This is a genomic window from Cellvibrio sp. pealriver (assembly GCF_001183545.1).
Lineage (GTDB): Bacteria > Pseudomonadota > Gammaproteobacteria > Pseudomonadales > Cellvibrionaceae > Cellvibrio.
Window position 1 is genome coordinate 1,173,702 of sequence record NZ_KQ236688.1, and the last position, 16,536, is coordinate 1,190,237.

Consider the following 16,536-nt stretch of genomic DNA (forward strand, 5'->3'; position numbering starts at 1 on the left):
TCTGTATCACATTAACTCCTTAATCTCCTCTTGTTTCTCTTTAAAAGCCCCTCTTTAAAAAGAGGGGTGTCAAACTCCTCCCTTTGAAAAAGGCAGGCTGGGATGGATTAAAAATCTCTGCTTTTTTAATTTCACATTTTCATTCCATAAAAATTGGATCAAATCCTGCATTGGTAGACTGTAAGTAATCAATGAGGCAAACATTTGCCGCTTTAGAGGAGTTGGTCATGCGCGTATCCACCTCACAAATTTATAACATCGCAACTCTGGGAATGGGGCAGGCGCAGTCTGCGGTCACCAAAACCCAGGAGCAAATGGCTACCGGTAAAAAAGTATTATCGCCTGCGGATGATCCTGTGGCCGCGACGGCCATTTTACGCCTCAATCAGGAATTGGCACGCACTGAGCAGTACGGAAAAAATATTAATATTGCCGAGTCCAACCTGAATCTTGAGGAATCGACAACGCAAACGGTTATCGACCTTGTCCAACGTATGCGCGAGCTTGCAGTGAAAGCAGGTAACACCGCGGTTTATACGTCTACCGATTACAAAGCATTGGCAGCAGAAGTAGATACGCGAATAGCTGAGCTTGCGAATTTGCAAAATACCCGCAATGCATCGGGCCAGTATATTTTTGCGGGCTACAAAGGTGATACCAAGCCATTTGTCAGTGATATCGGCGGAAATTTCACTTACATGGGCGATGAAGGGCAATTGCGATTGCAAGCGTCTACATCGGTTACTGTGGCGGTAAGTGATTCAGGAAAAAGATTATTTGTTGATATTCCCAGCGGGCATAACACATTCACTACTTCTGCTGGTGCAGGTAACAAAGCAATTCCTCCGGCAGTGATTTCGGTAGGTGAGGTGATCGACCAGCAAGAGTTTGATCGCCTTTATCCGGAAGACTTACAAATTACCTTCACCAAAAATGGCTCAGCGGTAAATTTCACTGTTACTGAACGGGCAAGTGGAAAAGTATTGCTACCTGCACAGCTGTACATTCCGGGCGATGATATTGAAGTCGCGGGTGCGAAATTTAAAATTCTGGGAAACCCTTATGCGGGTAATCCGGCTATTCCTGCCGAACTGGATTTTGGTGCAGTAGGTGCATTCGATTTCTCCGTAACGCCGACGAATATTGCTATTACCGTCGGTGGAAAAACAGAAACCCTGTTACTCGATCAAAACGTGACTAACGCAACTGATTTGGCTGCTGCATTAAACAGTACTACCGGCACGCCCAGTAACGCAGATAAATTAGCCAAATTAGGTGTAGTGGTTGATTCAACCGGCTTTCAATCGCCAACCGGTTTAAATATTACTGTGCGCAATGGTACGCCAGACACCGACACTGCGTTAGGGTTTAACACGCAAAGTAATGGAACGACATCTGTTAATTTGCCATTTGCATTTGGTGTGGCAACCGATTTCAGTGCATCGCCTGCAACGTTTCAGTTGGAAGTGAATGGGAGAACGGAATCCATTACTTTCAATCAAAACATCACCAGCGCTGCTGATTTGGCCAACGCATTCCGTACACCCGACAATGCTGCAAAGCTTGCGCGGTTGGGAGTCACGGTTACCGATCAGGGATTAATTTCAAATACCAATGCTCCAATTACTATTAAGGGCGGGAACCTGAATATCAATAACGTTACAGGTTTGAGTACGCAGGATACGGGTACATCATCAACGCGCGGTGTACTCATCGAAACGGGCGATAGTTTTTTTGTAGAGTCCACCAATAAACAAGGGCTACTCACTACACTGACTCGTTTCAGTGAGGCGATGAAAACAGTGGTAGATTCACCAGAGAGCAAAGAGGAGTTGGCCAAAATCGTTGCCAAGACGTTGACCAATTTGCAAAACGCAGTCACCAATCTTACGTCCGTGCAGGGTGAGATGGGATCGCGCTTGAATACTCTGGAGAGCAGTAAAGAATTGAACCTGGATATTACGCTCTCAACCAAGACGGTATTGAAAGGTTTACAGGATCTGGATTATGGCGAGGCGTCCATTCAACTGTCCATGCAGACATTGGTGCTCAATGCCACACAACAAAGCTTTTCCAAAGTAAGCCAGTTATCGCTTTTTAGTTATTTATAAGTTTCATCATTTCTACGCAGGTCACTTATCTTTTGCTAATCTTGCTTTATAGCGTTAGTCTTCCTTTGGCTATTATTAAGAGTTGTTCTATCACCAAGAGTTGTATTTATGGATATCAACCCTTTGCTTGACCCTTTGGTTCGTGCGCTCAGTCAATCAAAAGCTCTTTTGTCTCTTGCCCAGGCGGGCGATTGGGAATCGTTTGAAACCTTGGTGCAACAGCGTCAACAGGGGCTTTTGTCGCTGAGTGACCATGAATACCTTCAATCATTGGCGCAAGCCGATCTTGAGGCAAAAGCTGCAGGCCTTATTGAAGAAATCCAACTGATTAATAAAGAGTTATCGGCACTTGCTGAAACGAACCGTGAAAGCACGGCGTCAGAATTGCGTCAAAATGGAAAGGCAGCCAAGGCGATTGATGCCTATGGTGGTTAATTGACGGTTTGCATGCTTTTTATAACTCTTAGTGCTTATTTCAAATAATTTTTTGTACAAAAAGTTTATTCCTGCCATAAAAAATTTCTAAAGCTCCTTCTGGATGTGTCGATAACCTAGTTAGAAGTGCTGATTAAGCTGTTAGCGTCAGACTTCATCAACCGACACTAGCAGCATGGCCTTCCTACTTGATCAGCCACTGCGTACTTTAAATCCAGGAGATTCATCATGGCTTTAGTAATTAACACAAACGTCGCCTCTCTGAATGCTCAACGTCAGTTGATGAGCTCAGGCAACGCGCTTGACCGCTCCACCGAGCGTTTGTCTTCCGGTATGCGTATTAACTCAGCAAAAGACGACGCTGCCGGCTTGGCAATTGCCAACCGTATGACTTCACAAGTTCGCGGTCTTGACCAAGCAATCCGTAACGCTAACGACGGTGTATCTCTGATTCAAACCGCTGAAGGTGCGCTGTCAGAATCAACCAACATCCTGCAACGTATGCGTGAACTGTCAGTACAGTCCGCAAACGGTATCTATAACGCCAGCGACCGCCAAACACTGAATGCCGAGGTAAAACAACTCGTATCAGAATTGGATCGTATCGCTAAAACCACCGCGTTCAACGGCCAAAACCTGTTAGATGGCAAGTTGGGTAAAGTAGAGCTGCAAGTCGGTTCAGTGGCTAATCAAACAGTCGAATTAAAAGTGCCAGCGATGGATGCCAAAACTCTGGGTATGGGTTCTACCAGTGTGGATTTGATGGGCGGTGCCTCGAATTTTAACAATCTGACCACTGGTGCTGCGCCTGCGGTAGGTGTGCTCAGAGAAGGCAGTATTTTGATTAATGGCCAGTCAATCATTAAAGGTACTGATTCCTTCAACGGCACTAGCGACACTGACCAGGAGTTATTAGACCATATCAATACCAATGTGAATGGTGTAACTGCTTCTACCTATGCTGTAGCAAGTGCGACTGATGCAGGTGACGGTGTTTTACTGTCAACTGATAAAGTAGTTGTTACCCTGGCTAACCTCGACGGCACTACCACCGCAATTGATATTGGTGGTGGCACCAAAGGCACCAGCAGCTTGGCTGAATTGGTTGACAAGATGAATGCCGAAAGCGGTGGTAAATTTACCGCGACTATTGGCGATGATGGCAAATTGTCTATCTCTGCAGAAAACGTGTCTTCTATCACCGTAACAGACGCTGCTACTGCGTTGGGAACTGGTATTACCACTGCTGCGAATGCTCGCATCGTCTTAAAGGCAGACAATGGTGATCCTGTTACTGTGACCCGTGGCTCTATTGGTACCTTAGCTCAGTTGGATGCACTGGGTTTCCGTGAAAATGATACTGCAGGTGTTGTAGAGGGTTATGCTGCAGGAAATGGCAACTTGGCTTCCGGCGATTTAAAGATTAATGGTGTTGATATCCCTGCAACCACAACTGATCAAACTGTGGCGAACCCAGCCTTGGCTGCGAAAGTTGCTGCGATCAATTCGGTATCCAGCGAGACCGGTGTGACTGCTACTGCATATACCTCTGCGGTACTGGACTTCAGTGCAATTTCACTGGCGACCTTGGTTGGTGCTGATGATATCTCGCTCAATGGTGTTGACATCACGGTTGCTGCTGGTACTGCGACCACAACGATGGCAGATTTGGCCAAAATGTTTAATGACAAGACAGACCAAACTGGTATCACCGCTACCGTCAGCGGAACCCGCTTGTTGCTGGAAGGCAACGTATCCCAAATTTCGTTTGGACTGGGCTCTGCTGCTGCAGCAACTGATGTCAACGCAATTTTCGTTGATGGTGGTGGTAGCTTCGTTAAATTTGGCTATGGAAATACAGCGCCAGCTGATATGACTTCGGCAACTCCTGCTACTGTCACTGCAGCAGGCGGTATCAAGCTGACCAGTAATAACGGCAACCCAATTCAGGTTGATGTGAAAGATGCCGCAGCAACTACCAAGACTGGTTTGATTGATTCAAACGTAAGTGCAGGTGGAGCGTTTGGCGCTGCTATCGCGTCAATCAGCATCGATACCGCTGCGAACGCTCAAAAGGCGATTAAGGTAATCGACAACGCATTGACCACCATCAGTGATGTGCGTTCAGAGTTGGGTGCGATCAACAACCGTTTGGACTTCACCATCTCTAACTTGGCGAACATCTCAGAGAAGACTTCATCAGCACGTTCACGTATCACTGATGCTGACTTCGCTGCAGAAACTGCAAACCTGAGCCGTTCACAAGTGTTGCAACAAGCAGCCTCGGCGATGTTGGCTCAGTCTAACGCTCGTCCACAACAAGTACTGTCTCTCTTGAGATAATACAGGCTACTTCCGGGCTAGCTAATCCCAGCTAACCCGGAAGAACATTTTTAGTGAGGAACAGATTATGAATGACATCACTAAAGTTGCTTCGAATCCGGTACAAGCGAAAGCTTCGCCGGTTTCGTCGTTGCCTGGCGCAAGAGGTCAAAAAACCGGCAATGATTTGCCGCCTGCCGCTGAAGCGGCAAGATCTTTACCTAAAGATCCTGTCAATTCTCAGGCGGTACAAGAGCGAGTCCAAGCGGCTGTGGCGCAAATGAATGAATATATTCAGTCAACACAGCGCGATTTAAACTTCTCATACGATCCCGATTCCGGTGAAACCGTTGTGAAAGTTTTGGATCGCGCAACGCAAGAAGTTATTCGTCAAATTCCTGATGAAATTTTCTTGCGGTTGGCTCAGAGCCATACGCCAGATGAGCCTGGTCAGTTGTTTAGTGCTCAGGCATAAAACCTTTTTAAAACAATAGGTTGTAGATGTTTTAATGGGTTTGTTTGGTGGGTGTTTTAAAGCGAATAGGGCAGCGAAAGCTGCCCTATTTTTTTATCAAAAACATAACGAGAGTTCTTAAATATTTTTAAATTTTTTGTTTTATTTTTTTAATAAAAATTAAAAAAATATTCAGCAAGTTTGCATTTTCAATAAGCGTTAATGGCGTTTTGGATAAGCGCGCTTTTTCTCCTTAAAAATGTTTTGGCATGGTCTGTGCAAAATCGGCTTTAGGCGACCGTATAGAAATCCTGTTTGTTGCAACCTCCGGTCATACAGTGGGTAGCAAATTTCTTAAAAGTCTTGCCACGAAGTTCTGACAGTCCATGCAAGTCGATTAACAGATGGCTTTGAACTTCATTAGTCGGCTTGTCACAGCAATAGAAACTGTGAACAGGAACAATCATTAGGAGATTTATTATGCCTCTAGTCATTAACACCAATGTCGCTTCCTTGAATTCACAGCGTCAATTGATGAGCTCAGGAAATGCGCTCGATCGGGCAAGCGAACGTTTGTCCTCTGGCCAACGTATTAATTCTGCGAAAGACGATGCTGCAGGCTTGGCGATTTCTAACCGCATGACGTCGCAAATCCGCGGTCTTGACCAAGCGATCCGTAACGCGAACGACGGTGTGTCGCTGATCCAAACCGCGGAAGGTGCCTTGCAGGAATCGACCAACATTTTGCAGCGTATGCGCGAACTTTCCATTCAGTCCGCTAACGGAATTTATTCCGATGCAGACCGCAAAACACTGGATGCGGAAGTACAGCAGCTGATTTTGGAATTGGATCGTATTGCGACTTCAACATCCTTCAACGGCCAAAAATTATTGGATGGTTCGCTTGGAAAAGTGGATCTGCAAGTCGGTTCCGATGCAGGCCAAACCATCACCATGAAAATCCCCGCCATGGATGCAAAAACCTTGGGTATGGGCTTTGTGGGTGTGGATATGTTGGGCGGTCAAATTGACCTTTCAACACTGTTGATCAATGAAAACGACATTTTGATCAATGGCCAATCTATCGCTAAATCACTGGAGAGCTTTAACGGCTATGCATTAGCTGGCCCACCAGTAGTTCCTGCGCAAACACTGGATAAATTAATCAATTTGATTAACAAAAATGTGTTGGGTATTGATGCCTCAACTTACGCTCAGGCAACAGCAACAGGTGCTGGTACCGGTGTGCTTGAGGAAGGGCAAGTATTTGAAATTGCGATTACCAAACTCGACGGAACACAAACCACTATTCAGGTTTCCAACACTCAAAACCTGAAAGAATTGGCAGACAAGATCAACACTGAAAGCGGCGGATTATTAAATGCTGCAGTAGGTGAGAACAGTAAGCTCAGTATTGCCGGTATTAATGTGGCGAGCTTCACCATTACTGATGGTAGTGTGCCTGCAAACTCGGCAGGCGGTAATATCAATGGTACTTATGCAGGTCGTTTGGTGCTTGAGTCTGAGTATGGTGATCCAATTACGATTACCCGTGGTTCAACCGGAACGCTGGCGCAACTGAACGCACTTGGTTTCCGTGAAAATACCAACCCGGGACAAGTAGAAGGTATTGGAATTACAACACCTGCTGCTCCCTGGAATGTGGGCGACTTGTCAATCAATGGTGTGATTATCTCCAATAAAAACACCGATAGCTTGTTAGGAAAAGTCAACGCGATTAATGCCTCACAACAAGATACCGGTGTGACCGCAGAAGTATTTGCAACGACCACACTGGATTTTGGTGGTATCGATTTAACAGCCATTACGTCGCCGCTCCTGATGAATGGTGAGCCGATTAATATCAGCGGCTTAACCAGTATTTCAGAAGTGGTTGCCGCCTTTAACGCGAAATCCGACGTGACCGGTGTTAGCGCGTCGTTGTTGGGAACCCGCGTCGTATTAGAGGGGCACACTGCAGCAATCACGTTTGGTGTAGATGGCACCAACGATGGATTGGTAGATCTGAATGCTGAAAACCTGCAAATCCAAACAGGTACTGCAGCGCCCGCGACAATCAATGCTGCGACAGAGTCTGTAGCAGGCGGCATTAAATTGACCAGTGCTAATGGTTCACCTATCAGTATCAAACTTGGACCTAATGCGGTTGCTGCAACACTCGGCTTGCTTGAGTCCAACGTAACGGCTGACGGTGCATTCGGTACTGCGATTGCGTCTATCAGTATTGATTCAGTTGAAGGTGCACAAAAAGCGTTGGGTGTTATCGATAACGCGTTGACCACCATTAACGATGCTCGCTCGCAGTTGGGTGCAATCAATAACCGCTTGGACTTTACTATGTCCAACCTGGCAAACGTGTCTGAAAAGACATCGGCCTCGCGTTCGCGCATCGTGGATGCGGATTTTGCGGCAGAAACCGCTGCATTGAGCCGTGCACAAGTCTTGCAACAGGCAGCCCAAGCGATGTTGGCGCAAGCCAATGCTCGCCCTGAGCAGGTATTGCAGCTGCTCCGGTAAGTCAGGTTTTCGATACACAGAAAACACAGCGCCTTCCGGCACTTAAAAAACCGTCGCAATTATGTTGCGGCGGTTTTTTTATGCTTTTTTTCGGCCAGTTTCAAAGAGCTCGGCTAGTCTTAAGGAAGCGAAAAACCGGATTGCAATGCATGATCAATATTAGGCGTATGCCAGCAGCACTGTGGGTGTTGCGTATTCTTTTACTGGCGTTGGTGTATGTGATTGCCGGGCGCTTGTCGTTACTTCTAGCCATTCCTCCTGGCTTTGTCACCGGATTGTTTCTTCCATTGGGAATTGCGTTAGGTGCTGTGCTGATCTGGGGATACTCAATGGGGGTTGGGGTTTTCCTCGGCTCTTTGTTGCTGAATATTTCTGTCAGTAATGCTTCTGAACTGTCCGCACCGGTTGTTTTACTCGCGGCTGAAATTGCCAGTGGCAGTGTGTTAGCAAGCCTTGCAGGAGGCGCGCTGATTCGTCACTTTGTGGGGTTCCCGGATAGCCTGACCGATGAACGGAAAATTTTTGCGTTTTTTGCGTTGGGAGGTCCTGTTGCTACCGGTTTAAGTGCAAGTGTAGGTGTATTGGCATTGTGGGTTAATGATGTCATCCAAGCCAAACAAATCCTGTATAGCTGGTGGACCTGGTGGGCGGGCGACACAATTGGTGTATTGATCGCTACACCGTTGATGTGTGTGTTGTTTGCAGAGCCGCAGCATTTTTGGCGAGGGCGTCGTCTTACCGTAGGCGTACCGCTGGTTGTGAGCAGTCTGATTGTGGTTGCTGTGTTTGTTATGTCGAGTAACAACGAACAAAAAAAACTCGCTGATCAATTTCAGCAGCAAGCGCGTTTAGTTGATGATGCGGTTCAATCCAGTATGTCGGATGTTGTTTATACACTAGCAACATTGCGCGGATTATTTTCAGCCTCAGAAGAAGTTACCCGTGAAGAGTTTTCAGCATTTATCAATGATGTGCTTGTTGATAAGCAGGGCGTGTCCGGATTTTCATGGAACCGGCGAATAATGCATAGTGAACGTGTTGCCTTTGAAAATGAAATGCATGCAGAAGGTATAACGAGTTTTTATATTAATGAAAAAAATACCAATGGCGCATTCAGTGTCGCTTCTGAACAAGAAGAATATGTTGTTATTACTTATGTGGAACCATGGTTAGAAAATGCGTCTATTTTGGGGTTTAATGTTGCATCTGATCCCACTCGCGCAATTGCTGTGAGCCGCGCACGGGATAGTGGCGCATTTGCGATGACACAACCAGTGCAGCTGTTGAACGATACTCAACGATCACCAGGTGTGATTGTGTATTTCCCCGTGTATGACACGATCAAGCGCTTGCATACAGCAGTAGAGCGCAGAGAACATATTTTGGGCTATGCAACAGCGATTGTGCGTATTGGTGATCTGATTAATGCCGCAGTAATCCCGTTCTCATCTGATGACTTTCATCTCGACATTGTTGATGTGACGGAGCCTGATACGCCGCATGTATTTTATCGTGTAGGCGAATCACATGTGCCGTCTTACGCACAAGAACTTATCTATCAGAAAGAAATTGCTATTGGTGGTAGGGTGCTGCTGTTGGCAATTAACCCGACAGAAAAATTTTTAAATGAGCATGTCAGTTTGCAATCCTGGTTCGTATTGGCTGGTGGTTTGTTGTTTTGCAGTTTGTTGGGTGGTTTTTTGCTGTTGATCAGTGGCCGGACACAGCATATTACCAATCTGGTTGAGCAACGTACTAAAGAGCTGGCTGCTATTTTGGAGAATGCGGTCGAATCGATATTGGTAGTGGATGAACATGGTGTTATTCAAAAAGCAAATCAGGCTGCAGCAAAACTGCTTCACTATCCTCTGGAGCAATTTCCCGGTTTGCATATCGTGGATTTAATTCCGGGGTTAAGCGATGCATTTGTATCCAATAGTACGCAAACAGTAGCACCTGAATTGCGTGAAAGCGTCGGGCGCTGTAGTAGTGGAAAAGAAGTGGCTATCGAGATGAGTGTTAGCCCTGTGGAAATCCATGACCGTAAATTTTTTACCTTTATCATTCATGATGCGACTGAGCGGCGTAAAGTAGAGCGCTTAAAAAGTGAATTTATTTCTACCGTTAGTCATGAATTACGAACGCCCTTAACATCAATAAAAGGCGCGTTAAGTATTGTCACCAGTGGCAGCATGGGCGAGCTTCCCAAAAATATAAATGACTTACTGGGAATTGCCAGTAGTAATGCGGAGAGATTATCCCGGTTGGTAAATGACATTCTGGATATAGAAAAATTGGAATTCGGTAAGGTGCAACTAACCCTTAAGCCGCACAGGGTGTATCCATTGTTGCAACAATCTATCGAGCAAAATTTTGGGTATGGCGCACGTTATGGGGTGACCTTACAGTTGGATGCACCTTCAGAAACTGCCATGGCTGCAGTCGCCAATCTCGATTCAGACCGCTTCTTGCAAATCATGGCCAACCTCATATCGAATGCGGTGAAGTTTTCTTTTCTGGATGGGGTTGTGAGGGTGGTGCTGGTGAGTGAAGGAGACAACATTAAAATATCGGTCATTGATGAAGGGCAGGGTATGGCAGATGACTTCCGCCAACATATTTTCAAGAAATTTGCCCAGGCTGATTCGTCAAACACCCGGCGACGCGATGGAACCGGATTGGGCTTGAGTATTACCAAGGTCATTATTGAGCGGATGGGCGGAAAAATTGACTACCGCTCTACTTTGGGTAAAGGAACCACATTTTTCTTTACCTTGCCTCTTTATACTGGCGATTAAGCTGATTTAAAGGGTTTTTCCGCATAAAAATACAGGAATTGGCGTAGTTTGTGCTCCTGTTGAATATAAGGAGAATCTTTCCTTAAAAAGCGGCAAAACCGGCTAAAGTTTACCCGTGTGCTGCCGCTAACTTATAGCAAGCGGTAATTTTTGGCGTGGAGGTACCTATGGTGAGCAGTACATCGAGCACAACCAACAATAATGGCGCGACAGGTTCCAGCATCATCAGTGCGCTGGGGACTGGCTCTGGTATTGACTCGAATAAGCTGGCTGACCAGTTAACTGAAGCCGCCCATATGGTGCAGTCAAACAGGCTGACCTCCAAAAAAACCTTACTGGAAACCCAGATATCTGATTACGGCTTGCTGCGTAGCTCTTTATCCAAACTTGAAACAGCGGCAGCCGCTTTGGGTAGCTCCGATACATTTAACGCCAAATCGCTATCGGTGCCTGATACCAACCTCCTGAGCATCACCAAATTGGATGCGAAAGCGGCTGCAGGCGGCTATCAAATCAAAGTCGAGCAAACAGCTCAGTCCCAATCACTCAGTTCCGGTACGTTTAGCTCCATGACTGACCCTATTGGTAAAGGAACCTTGGTCATCCGTTTGGGGGAGTGGAATGCAGGATTAAACGATTTTGAAGTTGACTCTAGCAAAACTGCCGGCGGGACAATCACTATCGATGATGGGAACAACTCATTGATTGGTCTGCGCGATGCAATCAATAAAGCAAATATGGGTGTTTCTGCCAGCATCGTGAGTGATGGTGGTTCTTATAAGCTGCTCCTGACATCCAAGTCGGGTGCCAAGAATGAAATCGAAATCACCGCAACAGAAGATCCCGGTGCACTTGGCCTTGCCAGTTTTAATTTCAATGAAACCACGCGTAATTTGACCCAACAACAAGAAGGGTTGGATGCAAAAGTGCGTGTGAATGGCTTATTGGTAAGCCGCGAATCCAACCAAATCAAAGATGTTATCGATGGTTTGGAGTTTGATTTATTCGGTGCCTCGTTGACCGAAACTATCAGTATTTCAATTAATGAAGATAAATCGGTTGCAGAAAAAACCATCCGTGACTTTGTAACCGCATACAACACGTTTAAGACAGAAGTTGAGAAACTGGTTGGTTTTGATGCGGAACTGAAAGATTACGGCAGTTTGAAAACTGATCCTCTAGCAAAAAACCTGATGCAAGGTATCCGTAATTTTCTCTCCAGTTCGATCCCTGGATTAAGCGATGGTTTTACCGCACTTTCCAGTTTGGGTATTCGCACTGAGAGGGACGGCTCGCTGAAAATTATTGAAAATGAGGAAAATACAGGTTTTCGCGCAGCAATCGATACCCATTTCGATAAGGTGCGTGATTTGTTTGTTCCCAAGGTTTCAGCGTCGGTTACGAACCTTGAAGTTTCCAAGTACACAGCAAAAAGTAAACCCGGTACTTATGATGTTGTGATTACCCAGCAACCATCAAAAGGTAAGCTGACCGGCGCAGCAATAGGCGTTGCGTTTCCATTAGATACCACCGGTAAGGATTACAACTTCAAGTTGAAGTTAGACGGCACCGAAACTGCTTTGATTACATTACCTGCCGGAAAAACCTATACAACGGAAGGTGAGTTGGCTGCTGAAATCCAAAGCTTGATCAATCTGGATAGTAACCTGAAAACCGTGAAATCAACGCTGGCGGTGAGTGTTGAGGCAGGAAAGTTGGTATTCACATCCAATACTTATGGCAGCTCCAGTAAAATTGAATTTACAGCGATATCGAGCGATATGGCGGATTTGGGGATTGCTCTCGGTGCTGGCGTATCGGGTACGGATGTTGGTGGCACTGTCGCCGGACAAGCAGCGTTTGGTTATGGCAATGTATTACTACCTGCATTGGGATCTGATGCAGAGGGCTTGAGCATGACAGTGCAACCAGGCGCAACTGGAGGCACTATTACATTTTCACGCGGCTTTGCTGGTGGTTTGACCAATATTGTGAATGACTACCTCAAATCATCTGGTGTCATCAAAGAGCGTGAAGACAATATTAATAAAGAGATTAAGGGAGTCAAAGAAGATGAAACTGATTTGACTCGCCGCAGCGATGCCTATAGAGCGCGTCTGATGGCGCAGTTCCAGGCGATGGAGTCAATTGTCCGCTCGCTCAACTCTACGGGCGATTTCTTGGACGGTATTCTTGATCGTTTACCTTTCACATCCAAAAACAATTAATTCGCGTAATTAACCTTACGCGAATTTTTATCCAGATGTGCATGATATGCACATCTGCAGTTTTTTTATTTCCCCACATTTTTTGATCGCTTATTGTTCTTTGCTGTATCGTGATCTTTGAATCATAGTTTGTTATATACCTATTCTTTAGCTATTTGATAAATGAGCCGTTTAATTATTCACAATTAAAGGTTGGGTAGCTTATGTCAAAGGTATTCGCACTTATTCCTGCGCGCGGTTGGTCTAAAAGCCTGTGGCAAAAAAATATTGCGCCTGTATTAGAGCAACCCCTGATTGCATACAGTATTCAGGCTGCCCATGGTTCAGAAGTTGTCGATGCAATTTATGTATCGTCCGATGATGACCAGATTCTGTCTGTAGCCCACTACTATAATACAGAGCGATTAAAGCGCGATCCGCATCTCGCAGAAGATGAATCACCACTGGATGCTGTCGTGGCAGAATTTATTCACCGTATTAAACCGGCGGCGAAGGATATTATTATTTTATTAAAACCCACATCACCGCTACGCACGGCAAGGCATATTCGTGAAGCCTTGGCTGAGTTTAAGGATTTCCCTACTTGCCGCAGCCTTATTAGTGTTTATGAAATCAATAATGCGTATGTCAGAGCTTATGTTGGCGGCGGAGAGTTTTTGCATCCTTTAGCGGGTGAGCATTCGTCGTATTATTGCAGGAAAGACCTGCCATCGCTTTACATGCCCAATGGTGCAATTTATATCTTTAAAGTTGACGATTTTATGCGCGAGGAGAAAATTCCACTCACGCATACTATTCCTTATTTGATGCCAGCGTCTGACAGTATTGAGGTGTGTAGCGCAAACGATTTGCAATTGGTGGAAAATCGTTTGCGCGAGAGAGCCAATTTCTGAACGACATTGCTTAGGGGGATTTTTTCAGTTCTTCCGCTTCTTTTTTTAGTGCTTCTTCAAATTCAAGTTGTTCCTGTTCAAGTTCGCGTTGCTTTTTATCCGCGTCAGGCAGTAACGGGGTGAGTTGTTTCTGCGCTTTTTTCTGTGCATTTTCTGTTGCTTCATTCACGGTGGCATCGACTTTTTGATTGACCTTCTCCGCTACCGCTTCCACAGGGTTATTAATAATATCCTGAACATTTTCCAATGCTTTTTGTTTTTCTTCGACGGCTTTTTTGGCCGCCTGTGCTTTGTCGTAAGCACGTTGTAGTTCTTGTGGTAGCACGGGAGTAAGTTTCTCTTTTGCCCCTTCGATTTGTTCAGAGAATATTTCGGGAGTGCCATCTTTAATCAGCATGACCGCCATTTGGTTGGTGTCTGCATTCCAGACCATGGCTGCCTTGTCGGTAATGGCTTTTGCTTGCGGTGGTGCATAGCGGGATGCCACATAAAACAGGGCGCCTTCCTGTTGGATTTCCTGGGCGGTGCGTAGCAACTTCATGGTGGGCTCATACTTATCGCCCAATAATGCCGTCATCCGGTCCTTAATGATGGGGGCTTCAAAAAAGTTGACTTCATTCGGGTCGAACCCCACCAATGGTTTTAAGAATGACCACATAAGCTTGCTTTGTAATTGGTTGCCGATTAACAGCGATGAGACGCAAGCAGAAAGAAACAGGCAAATACACATAATGGAGAGTGGTTTGATCAAGCGCATAAAGAATCCGTTGAATCCGTCAGTAGAATTAGGGCGGCAGTGTACGCAATGGGCGATATAACGTACATAAGCTGTTTTTAGTCCGGGTTGGTTGTTTCCTGTGCTATTGCAGTTGCACCCACAGTTACTTCCGTAAATAACCTCAAATTATGCAAGGTTATTTGCTATATTTTGATTTTCTTTCATACACAAGGAAAGCGTCTTGAAAATTTTAGTAGCTATTAAGCGCGTACCGGATGCAAATACTCAGGTGCGTCCCTTCGCAGATGGAAACGGTGTAAATGTTGCCAATACCAAAATGGTGTTGAATCCATTTTGCGAAATTGCAGTCGAGGAGGCCATCCGCCTTAAAGAGCGTGGCATCGCCAATGAGGTAGTGGTTGTCAGTATCGGTGCTTCAGTCGTGCAGGAACAGTTACGGAGTGCCCTGGCATTAGGAGCGGATCGCGCTATCCATATTTTGTCGGATATACCTCTGGAGCCATTGGGTAAAGCCAAGGTGTTGGCTGATGTCGTCAAGCAAGAAAATCCGGGGTTAGTGCTGTTGGGTAAGCAATCTATTGATGGCGACCACAACCAGATTGGCCAGATGCTGGCAGCCTTATGCAAGTATCCTCTGGCGACATTTGCCTCGCAAATCGAGCTAAAAGGCAATGAAATATGGGTGACGCGAGAATTGGATGCCGGCCTGCAAACCCTTGCGCTCTGTTTGCCTGCCGTCGTTACAACAGACTTGCGCCTTAATGAGCCGCGTTATCCCACTATGCCGAATATTATGAAGGCGCGCCAGAAACCGCTTGCTATTATTCCCATCGCTGAATTGGCCGTGGATGTTGAACCCCGTTTGCAAGTATTGGGTTATCAGGCTCCAGCTGAACGTAAGCCCGGCATTAAAGTGGGTAGTGTGGCGGAGTTAGTGGAAAAACTGCGGCAGGAGGCCAGGGTGATATGAGTGCAACACATGAATCACGCGCAGCATTGGTTGTTATTGAGCTTGATGGTACAGAGTTTTGCGATATCAATTGGAGAGTGATGGGCGCTATTGCCCGCCTGCGGGAATTTGGCGCATTGAACGTGGACTTGTTGCTGGCAGGATGGAAATGTGGATCGGCTGTTGATATTGCCGCGGCAATTCCGGGAGTCCGGCAAGTTCTGGTAGTGGATGACGAACGCTGTGAATTCCAGCTAGCAGAGGTTTTTGTACCTTGGCTGGCAGCGTTTGTTGATGGTTATTCTTACGTGCTGATCGGTGCAACGACATTCGGTAAAAATCTGTTGCCGGGTGTGGCCGCTCTTGTTGATAGCCAGCCCGTGACCGATGTCATCGCCATAGAAGCACACAATGTCTTTGCTCGTGCTTGTTACGCCGGTCGGGTAGTTGAGCGTGTTGCAAACCTGCAGCCAATCCAGTTACTGAGCATTCGCGGTACTGCGTTTGCTGCAATCACGCAGAGAAGCTCATCGATTCCCGCACCCATAACAAGGCTCACACCTCCGGCCACTCAGGAGCATAGCCGTGTTGTCCAGCAGGAGCGGGTGGCTTCTGAACGGCCAGAGCTCACATCGGCACGGGTTGTAGTCTCTGGTGGGAGAGGGATGCAAAGCCGTGAGAATTTTCAATTACTGTATCGATTAGCGGATAAGTTAAGTGCAGCGGTTGGTGCATCCCGCGCGGCCGTCGATGCTGGTTTTGCTACAAATGACATGCAGGTTGGCCAGACGGGTAAGGCGGTTGCCCCGGAGTTGTATATCGCAGTGGGTTTGTCGGGCGCAGTTCAGCACCTGGCGGGTATGCGTGATGCCAAGGTAGTCGTGGCAATTAATAACGACCCGGATGCCGCTATTTTTCAGGTGGCAGACTACGGGTTGGTCGCAGATTTATTTGAGGCGGTGCCTGAATTGATTGGGCATTTGTAAAGCTGATAAGAAGTCGGCTTTTACCGGCAATTTTCGCTACAATGCCGCCCCTGTAGTTACTCATCAACTTTATCTTTTCAGGT

General features: G+C 46.3%; 11 protein-coding genes. 10 read left to right on the forward strand and 1 reads right to left on the reverse strand.

Annotated elements, in window-relative coordinates:
* Positions 1-227 precede the first annotated feature (227 nt).
* From flgL to VC28_RS04950, 8 genes are all read left to right on the forward strand, one after another.
* The gene (gene flgL, locus VC28_RS04915) at positions 228-2,111 is read left to right on the forward strand and encodes a flagellar hook-associated protein FlgL (protein WP_053094155.1); all 1,884 of its coding nucleotides are present in this window, start codon (positions 228-230) and stop codon (positions 2,109-2,111) included.
* A 108-nt stretch (positions 2,112-2,219) separates the two neighbouring features.
* Positions 2,220-2,546 carry a flagellar protein FliT gene (locus VC28_RS04920; protein WP_049629668.1) on the forward strand — a complete coding sequence of 109 codons (327 nt, stop codon included), beginning with the start codon at positions 2,220-2,222 and terminating at the stop codon, positions 2,544-2,546.
* A 228-nt stretch (positions 2,547-2,774) separates the two neighbouring features.
* Complete coding sequence (locus tag VC28_RS20070; protein ID WP_049629669.1) at positions 2,775-4,889, forward strand: flagellin N-terminal helical domain-containing protein; 2,115 nt, start codon at positions 2,775-2,777, stop codon at positions 4,887-4,889.
* Between the two features lie 67 nt (positions 4,890-4,956).
* Entirely contained in the window at positions 4,957-5,343 is a 387-nt protein-coding gene (locus VC28_RS04930; protein ID WP_049629670.1) for a flagellar protein FlaG, read from the forward strand.
* Positions 5,344-5,802: 459 nt separating this feature from the next.
* Complete coding sequence (locus tag VC28_RS20075; RefSeq protein ID WP_049629671.1) at positions 5,803-7,860, forward strand: flagellin N-terminal helical domain-containing protein; 2,058 nt, start codon at positions 5,803-5,805, stop codon at positions 7,858-7,860.
* Positions 7,861-8,009: 149 nt separating this feature from the next.
* Positions 8,010-10,658, forward strand: a complete 2,649-nt coding sequence (locus tag VC28_RS04940) for a CHASE domain-containing protein (protein ID WP_049629672.1) — start codon at positions 8,010-8,012, stop codon at positions 10,656-10,658.
* A gap of 167 nt (positions 10,659-10,825) precedes the next feature.
* A complete protein-coding gene (gene fliD, locus VC28_RS04945; RefSeq protein WP_049629673.1) occupies positions 10,826-12,886 on the forward strand; it encodes a flagellar filament capping protein FliD in 2,061 nt (686 codons plus the stop codon).
* Positions 12,887-13,089: 203 nt separating this feature from the next.
* Positions 13,090-13,779: an acylneuraminate cytidylyltransferase family protein gene (locus tag VC28_RS04950; protein ID WP_049629674.1), complete on the forward strand. Its 690-nt coding sequence runs from the start codon at positions 13,090-13,092 to the stop codon at positions 13,777-13,779.
* Positions 13,780-13,789: 10 nt separating this feature from the next.
* Here the strand turns inward: VC28_RS04950 and VC28_RS04955 are convergent, their stop codons facing one another.
* Complete coding sequence (locus VC28_RS04955; RefSeq protein WP_197085484.1) at positions 13,790-14,536, reverse strand: hypothetical protein; 747 nt, start codon at positions 14,534-14,536, stop codon at positions 13,790-13,792.
* Between the two features lie 202 nt (positions 14,537-14,738).
* Here VC28_RS04955 and VC28_RS04960 point away from each other — a divergent pair, with 202 nt between their 5' ends.
* Positions 14,739-15,488: an electron transfer flavoprotein subunit beta/FixA family protein gene (locus VC28_RS04960; protein WP_049629675.1), complete on the forward strand. Its 750-nt coding sequence runs from the start codon at positions 14,739-14,741 to the stop codon at positions 15,486-15,488.
* A complete protein-coding gene (locus VC28_RS04965; protein WP_082191412.1) occupies positions 15,485-16,453 on the forward strand; it encodes an electron transfer flavoprotein subunit alpha/FixB family protein in 969 nt (322 codons plus the stop codon). The genes VC28_RS04960 and VC28_RS04965 overlap by 4 nt, the downstream gene beginning before the upstream one ends.
* Positions 16,454-16,536: the final 83 nt, after the last annotated feature.